Source organism: Agromyces albus, from assembly GCF_030815405.1.
GTDB lineage: Bacteria > Actinomycetota > Actinomycetes > Actinomycetales > Microbacteriaceae > Agromyces > Agromyces albus_A.
Genome location: NZ_JAUSWX010000001.1, coordinates 3,787,670 through 3,804,336, shown reverse-complemented (window position 1 = coordinate 3,804,336; position 16,667 = coordinate 3,787,670). Strand labels below are relative to the sequence as shown.

Genomic DNA, 16,667 nt, shown 5'->3' with positions numbered 1-16,667 from the left:
TGCCCCCTGACGCACCGGATCGCGCTTCACCACGCTACCGCCCGCCGCCGACGGTGCCCGGCGTCAGCGCAGCAAGAGGTTCGGCTGCAGGAGGTAGCGGTAGGTGTCGGGGCCGGCCTGCTCGCGCGAGGACTGGCTCGTGATGAGGACGGGGCCGGGTTTGTTCGGGTTCTCGGTCTTCGTGAACGAGATGCGCACGAACTCGGAGTGCACGGCGCCGAGCCCGTCGAGGAGGAACTGTGGCTTGAGCGAGACGACCGTGTCGTCGCCGGTCAGGATCGCGTCGATCGTCTCGGATGCCTGGGCCTGCTCGCTGCCGATCGCCTCGAGGGTGAGACCGTCGGCGCTGAAGCTGTATCGAAGCGCGGCCTCGCGCTCGAGCACGAGCGCGACACGACGCGTGGCCTCGATGAGCTCAGCCGTGTTCATGACCGCGTAGTTGTCGACCGTCTCGGGGAAGAGCCGGCGCACGGGCGGGAAGTTGCCCTTGATGAGCAGCGACGTAACGGTCTTCTTGTCGGCGCTGAACGCGATGAGCTCGCGATCGTCGCGGCTCGTGATCGCGACCGAGATCGTGCCGGAGTGCCCGAAGGTCTTTCCGACCTCCTGCAGGGTGCGAGCCGGCACGAGCGCAGTCATGGTCTCTACGCTCGCGACCGTGCCACCATCCCAGTTGATCTCTCGCACCGCGACGCGGTAGCGGTCGGTGGCGACGAGGCTCAGACTGTTCTCGCGAACCTCGAGCTGCACGCCCGTGATGACGGGGGTGACGTCATCGCGGGAAGCGGCGACGGCGACCTGGGCCACGGCTGCTGCGAATTCCTCGGCCGGCACGACGCCCGACTCGGCGCCGATCTCGGGGATGCTCGGATATTCCTCGACCGGCATCGAGAGCAGCGTGAAGGTGGCGGTGCCGCACGAAACCGTGATGCGGCTCTCCTCGGTCGCGATGCGCACGGGAGCGTTCGGGAGGCGTCCGGCGATCTCGGCGAGGAGCCGACCGGAGACGAGCACCGTGCCGGTCTCTTCCACGTCGGCCTGGATCTCGGTCTGCGAGGAGACCTCGTAGTCGAAGGAAGAAAGCACGAGTCCGCCGTCGTTCGCCTCGATGAGCACTCCGGAGAGGATCGGCAGCGTCGTGCGCTGCGGCAGCAGCTTGACGGCGAAGGAAACGGCCTCACTGAAGACGTCGCGATTGACCTGGAACTTCACGGTTCTCCCGTCGTGGTGGTCGCTGGGTGCGTCCCATGCTATCCGCAGTGCCTCACCAGGCGACGGCCATTCTCGAGCCCGACTCGCACCTGCTCGCCCGATGTGGAATGTGGAGGTTCTTGGCTCCCCCGGTTAAACATCTATCTCTTAACAGTGTTAACCGCTGTGGAAACTGTGGATGGTGTCATGCGATCCGCAGAACGACGCCGATCGGGCGCCATCCGATCTGTGCACAGTGTGTGGGTTCATCGACGGATGCCGCAAGTGAGCGGCATGGCTCATGCCGAGTTGTGCACAGGCGGGGCATCCGTCTCAACAGCTCTGGCCGGGTTGCTCGTTAACATTCCACAAGTTCTCCACAGCTGTGGGAATCGCCTCGAACGACCTCGCAGAGGCGCTCACGGCGCGCCCGAGGCGCGCTGGAGGAGGTCGTGTGCCGGCGGTGCGACTAGCGGTAGCGGCTGACCTGCTTGATGCGCGCCGTGAGTTCGGTGACCTGGTTGTAGATCGAGCGGCGCTCTTTCATGAGCTCCGAGATCTTCTTGTTGGCGTACATGACCGTCGTGTGATCACGGTTGCCGAAAAGCTGGCCGATCTTCGGCAACGACAGGCTCGTGAGCTCACGGCACAGGTACATCGCGATCTGGCGTGCCGTCGCGACGGCCTGCGACCGGCTCGAACCGTAGAGGTCGTCGACCGTGAGCTTGAAGTAGTCGGCGGTGGCGGTGATGATGTCGACCGGCGCGACGATGTTGTCGGTGTCATCCGTGATGAGGTCTTTCAACACCGTCTGCACGAGCGGCATGTCGACGGGCGTGCGATTGAGGCTCGCGAACGCCGTGACCCGGATGAGCGTGCCCTCGAGCTCGCGGATGTTGCTCGAGACCTTCGACGCCATGTACTCGAGGATCTCGTCGGGCACCTGGAGCCGCTCGGACTGCGCCTTCTTGCGCAGGATCGCGATGCGCGTCTCGAGGTCGGGCGCCTGGACGTCGGTGATGAGACCCCACTCGAACCGACTGCGCATGCGGTCCTCGAAGCCCGTGAGGTGCTTGGGCGGAACGTCGCTCGTGATGACGACCTGCTTGTTGTGGTCGTGCAGGGTGTTGAACGTGTGGAAGAACGCCTCTTGCGTCTCGGCCTTGCCCTGGAGGAACTGGATGTCGTCGATCAGCAGGATGTCGATATTGCGGTAGCGCTGCTGGAAGAGCGACCCGCGGTTGTTGGCGATCGAGTTGATGAAGTCGTTCGTGAACTCCTCGGAGCTCACGTAGCGCACGCGGATGCCGGGATAGAGACTCATCGCGTAGTGGCCGATGGCGTGCAGGAGGTGGGTCTTGCCGAGTCCGGAATCACCGTAGATGAACAACGGGTTGTAGGCCTTGGCCGGTGCCTCGGCGACGGCGACCGCGGCGGCGTGCGCGAAGCGGTTGGACTGGCCGATGACGAAGCTCTCGAATGCGTACTTCGGGTTGAGCCGAGAGTCGCGTGGCCGGTCGGGGCCGGCATGCTCGAAGACCGATTGCGGTGACGCGGGCATCTCGACCGGATCGGTCAGGTCGTCGGCGAGCATCGACTGCGGTTCGGCGGCGCGTGACTCCTCGAGCTCGGGGTTGACGACGACATAGAACGACGTGACCGCCGACGGCGCCTCGACGACGCTCATCGCGGAGAGAAGGGAAACCCGCATCCGCTGATTGAGCATGCTCGCGGTGAAGTCGTTCGGCACCTCGAGATAGAACGTGCCGGCAGCGATCCCCTTCGGCTCGACGAGATTGAGGAATCCCTGCAGCATCGGAGTGATCGCGTCATCGTTCGACAGTCGATCGAGGATCGTGGCCCAAGTATCTGAAATGGGCTGCTCTGTCATCGTTCCCCGCAATCAATCCGGTGCATCGTCTGCCGCTCATCGATCCCCCGATCGACGGAGCAAGCGGCGCGAGGCGAAGTATTCACAACGTTATCCACCTCCTGTGGGCAGATATCGGGAGTCGCCCGAGATTCCGCGCACGAAGCTGGGGATAACTGGTCTCAAACGCTATCCAATGACAGGCCCCGCGACAAATGCCGGTCGAGGGATTCGACGACGCGGGCGTGTCGGTGCTCAGGCGATCCTGAGGATCGGACGATAATGTCTCTTTTGAGCTGGGTCCGGTTTGACCGCGAGGCCGCGAGGCCGTAGTTTTAATCAGTTGACCCCTGCCCTTATCGGGCACCCAGTTTTCCCGACGCCGCGCTGCATTCACTGTGCGGCGAGGAGAGCCGACAGCCGGAGAAGAAGAATGAGCAAGCGTACGTTCCAGCCGAACAACCGTCGTCGCGCCAAGGTGCACGGCTTCCGCCTTCGCATGCGCACCCGTGCGGGCCGTGCGATCCTCGGTGCTCGCCGTCGTAAGGGCCGCACCGAACTCTCCGCATAGTCACTCGGTGCTCGCCAAAGCCAACCGCATCACGAGCGCCGACGACTATCGAGTCATCGTGCGCCGTGGCGCGAAGGTCGCCGGTGCCCACACTGTGAGCTATGTCCGCTCACGGGAGTCGGCCACCGACGCACGCTTCGGCTTCATCGTTTCGAAGAAGGTCGGCACCGCTGTGCGCCGCAACCTCGTGCGCCGGCGACTCAAGGCCGCATGCGCCGACGCGGTCGCCAACGGCACCACAGGCCTCGACGTCGTCGTGCGCGCCCTGCCATCTGCCGCCGACGCTGACTGGCAGGCGCTGCAGGCCGAAGTGGCGGCAGCGATCGCGACCAGAGGCATTCGCTCGCGACGCGACTCCGGTGTCCTCGCCGCTCCGACCGGCGCGGAGGTTCCCATTGGGGTCGCAGGCGCTGCGCGCCATGCCGGCTCCATCGACACCGTCGCGGTCGGCACCGTCGAATCGAAGGGTCGCCATCGTGCGTGACGCGGCTCTCTTCCTGGTACTGATCCCGCGCAACATCGGTGTGCTGCTCATCCGGGCCTACCGCGCGGTGATCTCGCCGCTCTACGGCGATGTCTGCCGCTATTACCCCTCATGCTCTGCCTACGGGCTCGGCTCGGTGCAGCAGCGAGGACTCCTGATCGGCTCGGTGCTGGCCGGCTGGCGAATCCTCCGCTGCAATCCCTGGTCTTCGGGCGGCATCGACGATGTCCGACCGGCCAGGCATGGTCGCTACCGCATCACGAATTTCGGGTGGGTCGTTCCCGCCGGCTTCGGCACTGGCACGGATGCCGCGGCTGATGCGCCGCGTGGCGCGCACTCGCACTCGCGTTCGAACTTGCACTCGCACGACGCGGCGGGCTCCCAGTCGCTCACGTTCTCCTCCCCCACCGTGTCCCGGAAGGACTGATTCACCCAATGGATTTCCTCAGCCTGATCCTCTGGCCCATCAAATGGGTCATCGAGCTGATCCTCGTCTCGTTCCACACGATGTGGGATCTCATCGGTCTCGACCCCGACGCCGGAGTCACCTGGGTGCTGTCGATCGTGGGGCTCGTGATCGTGGTTCGCGCCGCGCTCATCCCGATCTTCGTTCGCCAGATCAAGAGCCAGCGCCGGATGCTCGAGGTCGCGCCGCAGCTGAAGAAGATCCAGGACAAGTACAAGGGGAAGAAAGACCAGTTCTCCCGCGAGGCGATGTCGCGCGAGACGATGGAGCTCTACAAGCGCACCGGCACCAACCCGCTGTCGTCGTGCCTGCCGCTACTGCTGCAGATGCCGATCTTCTTCGGACTGTTCTCGGTGCTGAACGACGCCTCGGTGCATGACAAGGCCGGCGTGGGGCTGTTGAACCAGGGCCTTGCCGACTCCTTCGCCGATGCCGTCTTCCTCGGCGCCCCCCTGAAGGCGACCTTCATCAACGCGTGGAACAACGGGGGCCCGTGGCAGGTCCTCGTCGTGGCCGTCATCATGATCGTGCTGATGACCGCGTCGCAGTTCATCACCCAGCTCCAGATCGTCTCGAAGAACATGTCGCCCGAGACCAAGGCGAGCCCCATGTTCCGTCAGCAGCGGATCATGTTGTACCTGCTCCCCCTCGTGTTCGCATTCTCCGGTGTCGCGTTCCCACTCGGGGTCATGTTCTACTGGCTGGTCTCGAACTTCTGGACCATGGCCCAGCAGTTCGTCGTGATCCGGAACATGCCGACTCCCGGCAGCGAGGCCGCGAAGGCACGTGAAGCGCGCCTCGCGAAGAAGGGCAAGCTCGTCGAGCCCGAGCCCGGAGTGGTCCAGGTCATCGAAGAACCGAAGAAGGCCCAGCGCCAGCAGCCGATCGGCAAGGCGCGCGCCAAGAAGCAGAGCGGGAAGTAACCATGACTGACGTGCAGCACGAGACCGAAGACCGATCGATCGCCCAACTCGAAGAGGAAGGCGACATCGCGGCCGACTACATCGAGGAGCTCCTCGATATCACCGACCTCGATGGCGACATCGACATCGACGCGCGCAATGGGCGCGCCTACCTCTCAGTGAACGCCGGTGAAGGTGCGAACCTGAATCTCCTCTCGAAGCCCGAGACGGTCAGTGCTCTCCAGGAGCTCACTCGTCTCGCGGTCCAGACGAAGACCGGTGTCTTCTCGCGACTGATCCTCGACATCGGCGGCTCGCGAGACACCCGCAAGGGGGAGCTTGCGACCCTCGTCGCTCGAGCGGTCGAGCGCATCGACGGTGGAGCCGCAGAGGCGTCGCTCCCGCCGATGTCGTCATACGAGCGCAAGCTCGTGCACGACCTCGTGGCCGAGCGCGGATTCCACTCCGAGTCGCGGGGCGAGGGCGCAGAGCGTCACACCGTCATCACACGCGTCGGCTGACGTTTCACGTGAAACGATGATCGACGGACTCGAGAAAGAGCCCGCTGCAGCTGAGGCCATCTTCGGTGACCACCTGACCGCGGGCCGCGCTTTCACCGAGGCCCTTGCCCGCCACGGGGAGGAACTCGGCCTGATCGGGCCACTGGAACTCCCCCGGCTCTGGACACGGCACATCCTGAACAGTGCACTCGTTGCGCCGTTGCTTCGCCCCGGTCGGGTAGGTGACGTGGGCTCAGGCGCCGGCCTACCCGGATTGGTGCTTGCGATCATGCGACCGGATGTCTCGTTCACGCTCATCGAGCCGATGGAACGACGGGTCGCATGGCTCGAGCGACAGGCGGCCGAGCTGCAACTCACGAATGTGTCCGTGCTTCGCGCTCGGGCCGAGGAGTCGAAGCTCTTCGGGGCGCTCGATCAAGTGACGGCCCGGGCGGTCAGCGCGCTGCGCACACTGATCCCGGTCACCGCTCCCCTGCTCCGTCCGGGCGGCGAACTGGTGCTCATGAAGGGCGCCGGCGTCGACGCAGAGATCACGGCGGCCCAGAAAGCCATCCGCAAGTACCGGCTCCACGATGAAGAGGTACTGGTACTCGGTGAAGGCCTCGTCTCCGAGGTCACCCGTGTCTTTCGCGCGACCGTCGACTAGGTGCACGATCCCCCGTGGTCGAGTTCGCCGCTCGCGGCGGTGTCGAGGCCACCATTGGGAGTGACGCGGGCGCTCGAGGACGTCCCGGGTAGTCGAGTAGGACGCTTGCGGCCGTATCGAGGCAACCTCCGCCCCGACGTGCCGGGCCGGGCCGGGGGATCTTGAATTGCGATAGCTGCTCGCCCTGCCTTGAAACGCTGATACGTCGCTTCAGGCAGTCGTCGCGTGTGTTGATGGTGCGGCGTCGATGCGGAAGACGACGCCGAGCCGCGCTCGTCATGCGGTTCCTGGAGCGAGTGATCGTGCCGCTCGTCTCTCCCCCGGACTCGATGGCACGCTCCAAGGTGCCCAGTTCCGGCCGCGCGTGGGCTGTGGGAAGCTGGACCCGTGACGTTGGAGGACCTCGTCCGGCTGCGCCGGGCACGAGACTTGATGGACCGCGACTACGCGAAGCCGCTCGATGTTCCCGCGCTGGCAAGCGCCGCTCTCATGTCGCCGGGCCACTTCTCCCGCAGCTTCCGAGCCGCCTTCGGCGAGACGCCGTACAGCCACCTCATGACCCGTCGGATCGAACGGGCGAAGGCGCTGCTGCGACGAGGTGACCTGTCCGTGACGGAGGTCTGCTTCACGGTCGGATGTACGTCGCTGGGGTCATTCAGCTCGCGGTTCAGCGAGCTGGTCGGCGAGAGCCCGAGTTCGTACCGGGCCCGCAGCCATGACGAGGCCGCCGCGATCCCGGCGTGCATCGCCAAGATCTACACTCGGCCGGTCAGGAATGGAGAAGCACCTGCCGCTTCCCGGCCCGTATCGTGAAACGCATGGATATCAAGCTTTCACAGACGTTCATCGCCGTCGATGACCATGACAAGGCGCTCGCCTTCTACCGGGATGTGCTCGGCCTCGAGGTGCGCAATGACATCGCGTACGAAGGGATGCGTTGGGTGACCATCGGCTCGCCCTCTCAGCCTGACGTGAACATCGTTCTCGAACCGCCCATCGCAGATCCGAACGCCTCGCCCGCCGACAAGCAGGTTGCAGCGGAGCTGCTGGCGAAAGGGTTGCTGCGCGGTGTCATCTTCAGTACCGACGACTGCGACGCGACATTCGAGCGCATCAGCGCCGCTGGTGGCGAGGTCCTGCAAGAGCCGGCCGACCAGTTCTACGGTGTCCGCGACTGCGCTTTCCGTGATCCGTCCGGAAACATGCTGCGCTTCAGCCAGCCTCGCGCGCAGTGACCCCTGGCGCTGTGAATCGCCTCGCGCGACCCTGAGATGAAGCATTCGGATCGACCCACCGAAGCGCAGCGCCCGGCCAACGCCCGCTGGTCGTACGTGCCTGCCGGATGACCGTGACTCAGCTGCGATTCCGCAAAGTTGGAAGTGTTTCACGTGAAACATTGACTCGGCGTCCGGTCACACCGCCCGGCGGACAGGGCGTTGTTTCACGTGAAACATCCCCTTCCTACTCGGCCGGCTCCCGTTAGGCGTGGTCTGGGTCTCGATATCCGGAATCTTCCCCTCGCACGGCCAGCTCAGAAGAAGCGAAGAAAAGCCGCGTGGAAGTTCAGGCAGCTCGGACCGCACCTTCCCGCGCTTCGGACAGGTTCTCGGCGGCGGCTGCGGCGCTGGCTTCGCAGCTCTCGCGTCGACGCCGCCGTTCTTGTGGCTCGAGTTCTCCCGGTCGGTCGCACCGTTCCTAAGGCTCGGGGTCTCGTGTCGGCGGCACGGTTCTCCTGGCTCGTGGTGCAGTGTCGGCGGACCCGTTCCCGTGGTTCGAGTTCGTGCGTTCTGCCGCGTTGGCGGCACCGTTCCGGTGACGCGAGTTCTGCCAGGTCGGCGACACCTTCCGGTGATTCGAGCTCTCGCGGGTGAGCGGCACCGTTCCCTTGGGCTCGTGGTGCAGTGTCGCCGGCACCGTGCCGGTGGCTCGCGTTCTGCCGGGTTGCGGCACCGTTCCGGTGACGCGAGTTCTCGCGGGTCGGCGGCACCATCCCCGTGCCTCGGGGTCCTGCATCGGCGGCAGCGTTTCGTCGCGCGCGTCTCTCGTGTCGGCGGAAGTGTTCCCTGTCGCGCGGGTCCCCCGTCGGCGGCGGCACGTCTCGCGTGGATTCCATTTCCACTGAGCCACACATCACCGGCGAGGTGTCGACGCACAGTCCGATCTCGACCGCGGAAGCGGTCGTACGGATATGCGGTGTGTCCGCAGTAGGCAGGCTGCGGGCAGATGCCACAGCAATCGAATCGCGGGCGCTGCGCAGGGTCGCGTTGCTGCCGAGTCTGGGCTGCGTGCGCTTGATGGATCGCGCACTCCCGTCCCCACGGCTGTCCGGTCGCCGACGCCGTGGGAGTTCTTGGTTCCACGATGCGGCGGGGCTTGGAACCGAACTCGATGGAACGACGGCGGGGTCGGCGGTCCCATCCGGGATGAAGATCAGCTCCGGGTCGCGGCTGAAGGCGACCGTCGATGACACTCCCATGGCGCGTGCTGAGGTGTGGCCGAGACTCTCAAGGAGATTCGCAGCCACGACTTTGTTGAGCCGAACTGTTTCACGTGAAACGGCGCGGGCCTGGACCGTTTCACGTGAAACGGCACGGTTTCCGCCCGCGGCCAGTGGTGGCCATTCTCTAGGTGCCCAGGGAGAACTGGTCGGGAGCGTCCCCGCACGTGTGGAGGAGTCAGGAAGGCAACGGCTCGCCACGTCAGTCGCCCTCCGCAACAGGGTGAGAGCGGAAATCTCCCGGCAAGCAGTTGGAACACGCGTGCGTGTCGATGGGGCCGGTTAGGCTTGACTCTCGGATCGACCCCGGTAGGGAACGAGCCGCGAGAGATGCACACCTGCAGTGATTTGGAGTAGTCGGCATGGCACAAGGTGGGGGACGTGGGTGGTTTCATCGCAAGCGCTCCCAACCGAACCCCGAAGAACGTGCTGACAGCACCATCCATGCGAGAACTGGCAACGAGCCCCGCGAGACGGATTCAGGCGACCCGGCCGCTGGCCACGACGATCTCCGGCAACGGAGTCCGGAGGTACGCCGCGTCGTAGCTACCGACGAGACCACCACTGGCAGCCCCTCTCCCTCGTTGGGTTCCGCTGTCTCGAATCGCGCCGAGCCGTTCCCAGCTGGAGCCGACCCTGATCGACCAGAGTCGGCCGTCGCGTTCGTTGAGCAGGCGGTCGAGCAACCTCTTCGGTCCCAGCCACAGGAAACGGAGTCGCGCGCGGCAGCTCCCGCCGCGGTGGAGCCCGCATGGGCGACGCCGAGCAGCTCTGACGGTGAAGCCGATGGCGTTGAGTCGCAGCCTGTTGCATCCGCCCCTCCCGCTGCGCCGTCAGGCCCGGTGCTCACCTCGGGCATCGATTGGGATGCCGCGACTGCCGCTGCATTGAGTGAGGAACCGGTGCACGGGCACCCGACGACCGCCGCGGACGGCGGCCCGCCATCGAATGCCGACCGCCTCCTCGAAGACATCATTCGGGAGATCGTCGGAGATGCTGCGGCCGACACCGTCTCGTCATTGGGCGGGCCGCGACCTGATGTCCAGCGGGCCCAATCGCAATCTCCAAGCGCCGAGGCGCCACAGCCGCACTCCGAGGCCGCGGTGCGATCACTCGCGTTCGGCGTCGACCAGCCTTCGTCGGCCGCGCCGGCGGAGTCGGCTTCAACATCTGCGCTCGTGGCGCCTGGAGCAGTCGCGCCGGCCGAAGCGGGCGAGCACCCGGATGCAGGCGAGTACGTCGGAGTTGGCGAGCATGCGGAAGCGACTGAGCACCCAGAGGCAAGCGAGTACACCGAAGTGGGCGAGCACCCGGGAGTGGCCGAGCACCCGGAAGCGGCCGAGCACCCGGAAGCGGCCGAGCACCCAGAGGCGACCGAGCACCCAGAAGCGGACAAGTACCCAGAAGTGGACAAGTACCCAGAAGCTGGAGAGCACCCCGGAGCTGGAGAGCACCCCGGAGCTGGAGAGCACCCGGGAGCGGATGAGCGCTACGTGGCAGTCGAGCACCGAGGACCGATGGTTCACGAAGAGCCGGCCCGAGATCCTGCGAAAGTTGCCTTCGAGACATTCCCATCACGCGAGTACGACTCCACCCCAAACTCGGCGGTCACCCCTCGCGAATGGCCTTCGACGTCTCGATTGGTGGACATCCCGGCTGAAGCGGTCGACGATATACCGCAGGAGCCGGTTGCCGCTGCTCCATCGATCATCCCGATCGATGCCCCGATCGCAACACAAGCCCTCGATGTTTCACGTGAAACATCCCACGACTACGGAGGAACTCCCCTGGCCTACGAACTTGCCAATGAGACGCGACGTCGCATGGCGCTCGATGAGGCGGTACTCCCCCTACCCCCGGCAACGCGAATCTTCACGATCTCGAACCAGAAGGGTGGTGTCGGGAAGACCACCAGCGCGGTGAACCTCGCGGCAGCGCTCGCCCGATCCGGCGCTCGCGTGCTCGTCGTCGACCTCGACCCGCAGGGAAACGCCTCGACGGCACTGGGCGTCGACCACCGGTCCGAACGACAGAGCGTTTACGAGGTGCTGGTCTCAGACCTGTCCTTGGGAGAGGTCGTTCAACCCTCGACGGAGCACGAGCGGCTCGATTGCGTGCCGGCGACGATCCATCTTGCCGGCGCCGAGATCGAACTTGTGTCTCTCGTCGCTCGCGAACAGCGCCTCAGGCGAGCGCTCGACGCCCATCTTGCGTCGATGGAGAAGCCGTACCATTACGTCTTCATCGACTGCCCGCCATCGCTCGGACTCCTGACGATCAACGCCTTCGTCGCCGCTCGCGAGGTGCTTATTCCGATCCAGTGCGAGTACTACGCCCTCGAGGGTCTCTCCCAGCTCCTCAGCAACATCGAGCTCATCGAGAAGCACCTCAATCCCGAGCTTCGGTTGTCGACGATCCTGTTGACCATGTACGACTCGCGCACGAACCTCGCGCAGCAGGTCGCCCAAGAGGTACGCGACCACTTCCCCACGCAAACCCTCGAGACGATCATTCCCCGCTCGGTGCGGGTTTCCGAGGCGCCCAGCTATGGGCAGAGTGTGATCAGCTACGACTACGCGTCGAGCGGATCGCTGTCATACCGAGAGGCCGCCGCTGAGATCGCTCGGCGTAGCGTTTCGAACCCCGAGGAGTCACACTGATGGCAGCAACGAAGCGAACCGGACTCGGTCGAGGCATCGGAGCACTGATCCCAGGCGGGGATGACTCGAATCGCCACCCGGCGCGTCCTGTTGATGTCTTCTTCCCCGGCGCGGAGACCACGGCGACCGCGATGGCTGCGGTGGAGCAGGCCGCGGAAGCCGAGGGGCTGCTGGCGGTACCGGGTGCTCGTCTGGCACGACTCGATCCGAACGACATCCTGCCGAACGCGCAGCAGCCTCGAAACAACTTCGATCCCGACGACCTCGCCGAACTCGTACACAGCATCCGTGAGTTCGGTGTGCTCCAGCCGATCGTCGTGCGACCTCACCCCGAGCTCGCGGGGAAGTACGAGCTCGTCATGGGCGAGCGTCGCCTGCGCGCGACCAAGCAGGCCGGACTCGACACGATACCGGCGGTGGTCAAGGACACCGCGAACGAGGCCATGCTTCGCGACGCGCTGCTCGAGAACCTGCACCGGTCGCAGCTGAACCCGCTCGAAGAAGCATCGGCCTACCAGCAGCTGCTCGCCGACTTCGGCATCACGCAGGAAGAGCTCGCTTCGCGCATCGGACGATCCAGGCCACAGATCTCCAACACGCTGCGGCTCCTGAAGCTGCCTGAGGCCGTACAGCTGAGGGTCGCCGCCGGAGTGCTGAGTGCCGGGCACGCGAGGGCGATCCTCTCCCTCGGTGAACCGAGCGAGATGCAGCGCTTCGCCGACAAGATCGTGAACGAAGAGCTCTCAGTGCGTGCCGCAGAGGCGATCGCGACCAGTGAGCCCAAGCCGTCGCGTACGAAACCTGCCGCGGGGAGGCGGCAGGACTTCCTCGACGACCTGTCGTCGCGCCTCGGAGATCGCCTGAACACGCGAGTCAAGATTGCGATCGGTGCTCGAAAAGGACAGATCAGCATCGATTTCGCGACGGTTCAGGACCTTCGGCGGATTCTCTCCGAGCTCGGCGAGGAACTCGAAGGCGTCTGAACGTCGCAGCTGTCGAGTCGGCGATCGATCGCTCGAGCCTCACGCGGTGCTGCTTCGAGAAGAGCTCGCCGGGCCGCCGTCGTGCGGAGTCAGCCCTGTGAACGAGCGATCGCCGATCGCACGAGTCCGTCGTACACGGTCGGCGCGTCGGTTCCGGATGCCTCGATCGCGAGGGGTACGAGGGACGTCTCGGTGAGGCCCGGCAACACGTTCGCCTCGAGGAACCACGGGCGACCCTCGGCATCCACCATGAAGTCGACGCGCGAGAGGTCGCGGAGCCCCAGCGTGCGATGCGCGAGGATCGCGGCATCCGATACCGCCGACACTCCCGCCTCGTCGAGGCGAGACGGAGCGTAGAACGTTGTCTCCCCCGCGTTGTAGCGGGCTTGGAAACTGTAGACACCGGCCACGGGTTCGATCTCGACCACGGGAAGCACCTCGGGCCCGGCGCCCGTGTCGATGACGGCGACGGCGACTTCGGTGCCGAAGATCCGGCGTTCGACGACCGCGACCTCGGCATAGGTGAACGCCTCGACCATGGCGCGCGCCAAGCCGTTCGGGTCGTCGACGATCGTGACGCCCTGCGCCGATCCGCCAGAGGCCGGCTTGACGACGAGGTCGCCCTCGAGTGCGGAACGCACGACCTTCAGCACGCTCGATGCACCGAGCTCACGAAACGCCTCGTGGGACAGAACGATGGATTCGGGCACCGCGAGACCGGCTTCGGCGACCAGGGAACTCGCGACGGGCTTCGACCACGCGCGCCGGGCTGCGGCGGCCGACGATCCGACGGTCGGAACGCCGAGTGCGGCAAGAAGTTCGAGCAACGACCCGTCTTCACCGCTCGAGCCGTGCAAGGCGGGGAAGACCACGTCGGGGCGCTCGTTCGCGAGGAACGGCAGCAACCCGGCATCCGGATCCCGCAGCACCACGCGGTGCCCTGCAGCAATGAGCGCATCAGCGACTCGTCGCCCGGAACGAAGTGAGACATCGCGCTCATGCGAGATGCCTCCCGCGAGTACGACGACGTGCAGCGCGTTGGAATCGCTCATGATCTGGGGTTTCTCCTACTTGAGATCGGAAGGCGGAGCGGAGTCGTAGCCATTGCCCTGCGGGAGTTGCAGCGAGCCGGTGCCGGCGAAGGTGTCGAGCAGGTCGAGCTCCCCATTCACCACCGTGGCGAGCCGGCGTACGCCGAGCCTGATGGCCTCGGGTGTCGGATAGCAGAACGAGAGGCGCATCGCATGACGGCCGCGGCCGTCGGCGAAGAAGGCGGTGCCGGGCGTGTACGCCACGAGCTCCTTCACCGCGCGCGGCAGCATCTGCTTCGAGTCGAGCACATCGGGCATCGTGACCCAGACGTAGAACCCGCCGTTGGGGTTCGTCCAACTCAGCTGCGGCAGGTACTCCCCCAATGCCTCGATCATCGCGTTCTTCCGGTCGCGGTAGACCCCACGAAACGTGTCGATCTGCGCGCGCCAGTCGGCGGTCGCGAGGTACTCCGAGACCACGAGCTGGCTGAATGAGCTGGGCGACAGGATCGCGGACTCCGCGGCGAGGATGAGCTTCTCGCGGATCGCGTGTGGCGCAAGCGCCCATCCCACTCGGAAACCGGGCGCAAGTGTCTTCGAGAAGGACCCGAGGTAGATCACCCGGTCTTCGTCGAGGGAGCGCAGCGCGTTGGGTGCGGGCTCGTCGAAATGCAGGAGCCCGTAGGGATTGTCCTCGAGGACGAGGATCTCGTTGGAACGGCAGATCTCGAGGATCTCGGGCCGCCGCTCTGCAGAGAGCGTCACTCCCGCCGGATTGTGGAAGTTCGGGATCGTGTAGAGGAACTTGATGCGTCGGCCCTGGCCACGGAGGTGGGCGATCGTCTGCCGCAGGGCTTCGGGGATCAACCCGTTCTCGTCCATCGCCACGTGCACGACGTTGGCTTGGTACGAACGGAACACCCCGAGCGCTCCGACGTAGCTCGGCGACTCCGCGAGGATGACGTCGCCCGGGTCGATGAAGAGCTTCGCGACGAGGTCGAGGGCTTGTTGCGACCCGGTGGCCGTCACCACGTTGTCGACCGTGCCGCGGATCCCTTCGATTGCCATGACCTCGAGGATCTGCTCGCGAAGCTTGGGAATTCCCTGACCAGAGCCGTATTGCAGGGCAACAGCGCCCTGCTCTCGCATCACTCGCTCCATTGCCGAGGAGATCAGGTCGTGCGGCAACGCCGACACGAACGGCATTCCACCGGCGAGCGAGACGACCTCGGGTCGGGAGGCGACGGCGAAGAGGGCTCGGACTTCTGAGGCGGCGAGACCGGCGGCTCGCTCGGCGTAGTTCGCGTACCAGGGGTCGAGATTGTTGCCGGTCCGCTGGGGGACGCCGTCAGAAGTCACAGCTTTTCCGTTTCTGCTCAGGATTTCCATGCTAGTTGGGGTGCGGGAATGCGAAAGACCCGCCCGGCGTGTGCCGGACGGGTCTTTCGAGACCACCGACTACGAGATGTAGGCGGCGAGGTCGGCCTCGAGTGCAGGCTTCGGCTTGGCGCCGATGACGGTCTTCACGACCTCGCCTGCCTGGAACACCTTGAACGCGGGGATCGCAGTGATCTGGTACTTCATCGCGAGCCCGGGGTTCTCGTCGACGTTCAGCTTCACGATGTCGAGCTTCTCGGAGTGCTCGGTCGCGATCTGGTCGAGGATCGGGCTCACGGCGCGACACGGGCCGCACCACTCGGCCCAGAAGTCCACGAGGACGGCCTTGTCGTTCTTGAGGACCTCCTGCTCGAAGGTGGCCTCGGTCACTGCGCGTGCAGTCATTGCATTCTCCTTTTGGTGGAAGCGGATGTCGCGTCGCGTCAGTTGACGACGGCGAACTCGTTCTCGATCACGGCCTCGGCGGCCGCAGGGTTGCCGAGCGCGGCCAGGTAGTGTTCCGCGTCGAGCGCGGCGGCCGCACCGGATCCGGCAGCCGTGATGGCCTGTCGGTAGTACGGGTCGATGACGTCTCCGGCGGCGAAGACGCCAGGCACGGAGGTTCGTGAACTGCGGCCCTCGACGGCGATCGTGCCCTCAGGCGTCAGGTCGAGCTTGCCGTGCACGAGGTGGGTGCGGGGATCGTTGCCGACGGCGACGAAGAGGCCGTCGAGGTCGAGCCCACGCTCCTCGCCGGTGACCGTGTCGCGCAGGGTCACGCCGGTGACGGCAGTGGTGCCGTGGATCGCCGAGATCTCGGCGTTCCAGATGAACTCGATCTTCTCGTTGTCGAACGCACGCTGCTGCATGATCTTGGAGGCCTTGAGCGTGTCGCGGCGGTGGATCACGTAGACCTTGTCGGCGAACCGCGTGAGGAAGGTCGCCTCTTCCATCGCCGAGTCACCGCCGCCGACCACCGCGATGGTCTTCTGGCGGAAGAAGAAGCCGTCGCACGTCGCGCACCACGAGAGGCCGTGCCCGGAGAGCAGTTCCTCTTCGGCAAGGCCGAGCTTGCGGTAAGCGGAGCCGGTGGCATAGACGATCGTCGCAGCTTCGTGCTCATCGCCGTTGCCGAGCTTCACGCGCTTGACCGGGCCGTCGAGCTCGAGCGACACCACGTCGTCGTAAACGACTTCGGTTCCGAACCGCTCGGCTTGCGCCTGCAGTTTCGCCATCAGGTCGGGTCCCATGATGCCGTCAGGGAAGCCCGGGAAGTTCTCGACCTCGGTCGTGTTCATGAGCTCGCCGCCGATCTCGACCGAACTCGCGATGAGCAGCGGCTTCAGCTCGGCGCGCGCGGCGTAGATCGCGGCGGAGAACCCGGCCGGTCCAGAACCGATGATGATGATGTCGCGCAACGCTGACTCCCTAGTGCTCTCGCCTGTAAGTGGCATCCGCTCGATTCCGG

17 protein-coding genes are annotated in these 16,667 nt (G+C 65.4%); 10 read left to right on the top strand and 7 right to left on the bottom strand.

All coding sequences use genetic code 11. From position 1 onward, the window contains the following. Positions 1–63: 63 nt before the first annotated feature. Both dnaN and dnaA read right to left on the bottom strand, forming a co-directional pair. Complete coding sequence (dnaN, locus tag QFZ29_RS18030; RefSeq protein ID WP_306895745.1) at positions 64–1,212, bottom strand: DNA polymerase III subunit beta; 1,149 nt, start codon at positions 1,210–1,212, stop codon at positions 64–66. 448 nt (positions 1,213–1,660) lie between these two features. Continuing rightward, positions 1,661–3,082, bottom strand: coding sequence for a chromosomal replication initiator protein DnaA (dnaA, locus tag QFZ29_RS18025; protein WP_129520381.1), 1,422 nt, complete (start codon positions 3,080–3,082; stop codon positions 1,661–1,663). Positions 3,083–3,494: 412 nt separating this feature from the next. Here dnaA and rpmH point away from each other — a divergent pair, with 412 nt between their 5' ends. The 8 genes from rpmH (at position 3,495) to QFZ29_RS17985 (ending at position 7,886) form a co-directional block, all read left to right on the top strand. Beyond that, on the top strand, positions 3,495–3,632 hold the full coding sequence (gene rpmH, locus QFZ29_RS18020; protein WP_010204566.1) for a 50S ribosomal protein L34: 138 nt from the start codon (positions 3,495–3,497) through the stop codon (positions 3,630–3,632). A 7-nt stretch (positions 3,633–3,639) separates the two neighbouring features. Next, positions 3,640–4,116, top strand: a complete 477-nt coding sequence (gene rnpA / locus QFZ29_RS18015) for a ribonuclease P protein component (protein ID WP_373426238.1) — start codon at positions 3,640–3,642, stop codon at positions 4,114–4,116. Then, the gene (gene yidD / locus QFZ29_RS18010) at positions 4,109–4,543 is read left to right on the top strand and encodes a membrane protein insertion efficiency factor YidD (RefSeq protein WP_306895678.1); all 435 of its coding nucleotides are present in this window, start codon (positions 4,109–4,111) and stop codon (positions 4,541–4,543) included. Before rnpA ends, yidD begins: the two co-directional genes overlap by 8 nt. Positions 4,544–4,551: 8 nt before the next feature. Next, positions 4,552–5,505 carry a membrane protein insertase YidC gene (gene yidC, locus QFZ29_RS18005; RefSeq protein WP_306895676.1) on the top strand — a complete coding sequence of 318 codons (954 nt, stop codon included), beginning with the start codon at positions 4,552–4,554 and terminating at the stop codon, positions 5,503–5,505. A 2-nt stretch (positions 5,506–5,507) separates the two neighbouring features. Next, complete coding sequence (locus QFZ29_RS18000) at positions 5,508–6,005, top strand: Jag family protein (protein WP_306895674.1); 498 nt, start codon at positions 5,508–5,510, stop codon at positions 6,003–6,005. Positions 6,006–6,021: 16 nt separating this feature from the next. After that, positions 6,022–6,651, top strand: a complete 630-nt coding sequence (gene rsmG, locus QFZ29_RS17995) for a 16S rRNA (guanine(527)-N(7))-methyltransferase RsmG (RefSeq protein ID WP_306895672.1) — start codon at positions 6,022–6,024, stop codon at positions 6,649–6,651. A gap of 432 nt (positions 6,652–7,083) precedes the next feature. Next, positions 7,084–7,464: a helix-turn-helix transcriptional regulator gene (locus QFZ29_RS17990; RefSeq protein ID WP_306896802.1), complete on the top strand. Its 381-nt coding sequence runs from the start codon at positions 7,084–7,086 to the stop codon at positions 7,462–7,464. Positions 7,465–7,469: 5 nt separating this feature from the next. After that, the gene (locus QFZ29_RS17985) at positions 7,470–7,886 is read left to right on the top strand and encodes a VOC family protein (RefSeq protein ID WP_306895669.1); all 417 of its coding nucleotides are present in this window, start codon (positions 7,470–7,472) and stop codon (positions 7,884–7,886) included. A 2,425-nt stretch (positions 7,887–10,311) separates the two neighbouring features. On the opposite strand, the gene QFZ29_RS17980 is transcribed toward QFZ29_RS17985, so the two are convergent. After that, positions 10,312–10,674, bottom strand: coding sequence for a hypothetical protein (locus QFZ29_RS17980; RefSeq protein WP_306895667.1), 363 nt, complete (start codon positions 10,672–10,674; stop codon positions 10,312–10,314). Between the two features lie 297 nt (positions 10,675–10,971). Between QFZ29_RS17980 and QFZ29_RS17975 the strand changes: the two genes are divergently transcribed. Beyond that, the gene (locus QFZ29_RS17975; RefSeq protein ID WP_306895665.1) at positions 10,972–11,808 is read left to right on the top strand and encodes a ParA family protein; all 837 of its coding nucleotides are present in this window, start codon (positions 10,972–10,974) and stop codon (positions 11,806–11,808) included. Then, positions 11,808–12,791 (top strand): ParB/RepB/Spo0J family partition protein, encoded by a 984-nt coding sequence (locus tag QFZ29_RS17970; RefSeq protein WP_306895663.1) that lies wholly within the window; start codon positions 11,808–11,810, stop codon positions 12,789–12,791. Before QFZ29_RS17975 ends, QFZ29_RS17970 begins: the two co-directional genes overlap by 1 nt. Before the next feature lie 89 nt (positions 12,792–12,880). Here QFZ29_RS17970 and QFZ29_RS17965 read toward each other — a convergent pair whose 3' ends face one another. From QFZ29_RS17965 to trxB, 4 genes are all read right to left on the bottom strand, one after another. After that, the gene (locus tag QFZ29_RS17965; protein WP_306895662.1) at positions 12,881–13,843 is read right to left on the bottom strand and encodes a D-alanine--D-alanine ligase family protein; all 963 of its coding nucleotides are present in this window, start codon (positions 13,841–13,843) and stop codon (positions 12,881–12,883) included. A 15-nt stretch (positions 13,844–13,858) separates the two neighbouring features. Beyond that, positions 13,859–15,181 carry an aminotransferase-like domain-containing protein gene (locus QFZ29_RS17960; RefSeq protein WP_373426237.1) on the bottom strand — a complete coding sequence of 441 codons (1,323 nt, stop codon included), beginning with the start codon at positions 15,179–15,181 and terminating at the stop codon, positions 13,859–13,861. Between the two features lie 99 nt (positions 15,182–15,280). Beyond that, positions 15,281–15,604, bottom strand: a complete 324-nt coding sequence (gene trxA, locus QFZ29_RS17955) for a thioredoxin (RefSeq protein ID WP_129520392.1) — start codon at positions 15,602–15,604, stop codon at positions 15,281–15,283. Between the two features lie 38 nt (positions 15,605–15,642). Beyond that, positions 15,643–16,617 (bottom strand): thioredoxin-disulfide reductase, encoded by a 975-nt coding sequence (gene trxB / locus QFZ29_RS17950; RefSeq protein ID WP_306895657.1) that lies wholly within the window; start codon positions 16,615–16,617, stop codon positions 15,643–15,645. Between the last annotated feature and the right edge of the window lie 50 nt (positions 16,618–16,667).

Excerpts from the sequence above, each read along its gene's own strand:
- dnaA (WP_129520381.1), bottom strand. The coding sequence starts at position 3,082 with ATGACAGAGCAGCCCATTTCAGATACTTGGGCCACGATCCTCGATCGA.
- rpmH (WP_010204566.1), top strand. The coding sequence starts at position 3,495 with ATGAGCAAGCGTACGTTCCAGCCGAACAACCGTCGTCGCGCCAAGGTG.
- yidC (WP_306895676.1), top strand. The coding sequence starts at position 4,552 with ATGGATTTCCTCAGCCTGATCCTCTGGCCCATCAAATGGGTCATCGAG.
- QFZ29_RS18000 (WP_306895674.1), top strand. The coding sequence starts at position 5,508 with ATGACTGACGTGCAGCACGAGACCGAAGACCGATCGATCGCCCAACTC.
- rsmG (WP_306895672.1), top strand. The coding sequence starts at position 6,022 with ATGATCGACGGACTCGAGAAAGAGCCCGCTGCAGCTGAGGCCATCTTC.
- QFZ29_RS17990 (WP_306896802.1), top strand. The coding sequence starts at position 7,084 with ATGGACCGCGACTACGCGAAGCCGCTCGATGTTCCCGCGCTGGCAAGC.
- QFZ29_RS17985 (WP_306895669.1), top strand. The coding sequence starts at position 7,470 with ATGGATATCAAGCTTTCACAGACGTTCATCGCCGTCGATGACCATGAC.
- QFZ29_RS17975 (WP_306895665.1), top strand. The coding sequence starts at position 10,972 with ATGGCGCTCGATGAGGCGGTACTCCCCCTACCCCCGGCAACGCGAATC.
- QFZ29_RS17970 (WP_306895663.1), top strand. The coding sequence starts at position 11,808 with ATGGCAGCAACGAAGCGAACCGGACTCGGTCGAGGCATCGGAGCACTG.
- QFZ29_RS17965 (WP_306895662.1), bottom strand. The coding sequence starts at position 13,843 with ATGAGCGATTCCAACGCGCTGCACGTCGTCGTACTCGCGGGAGGCATC.
- trxA (WP_129520392.1), bottom strand. The coding sequence starts at position 15,604 with ATGACTGCACGCGCAGTGACCGAGGCCACCTTCGAGCAGGAGGTCCTC.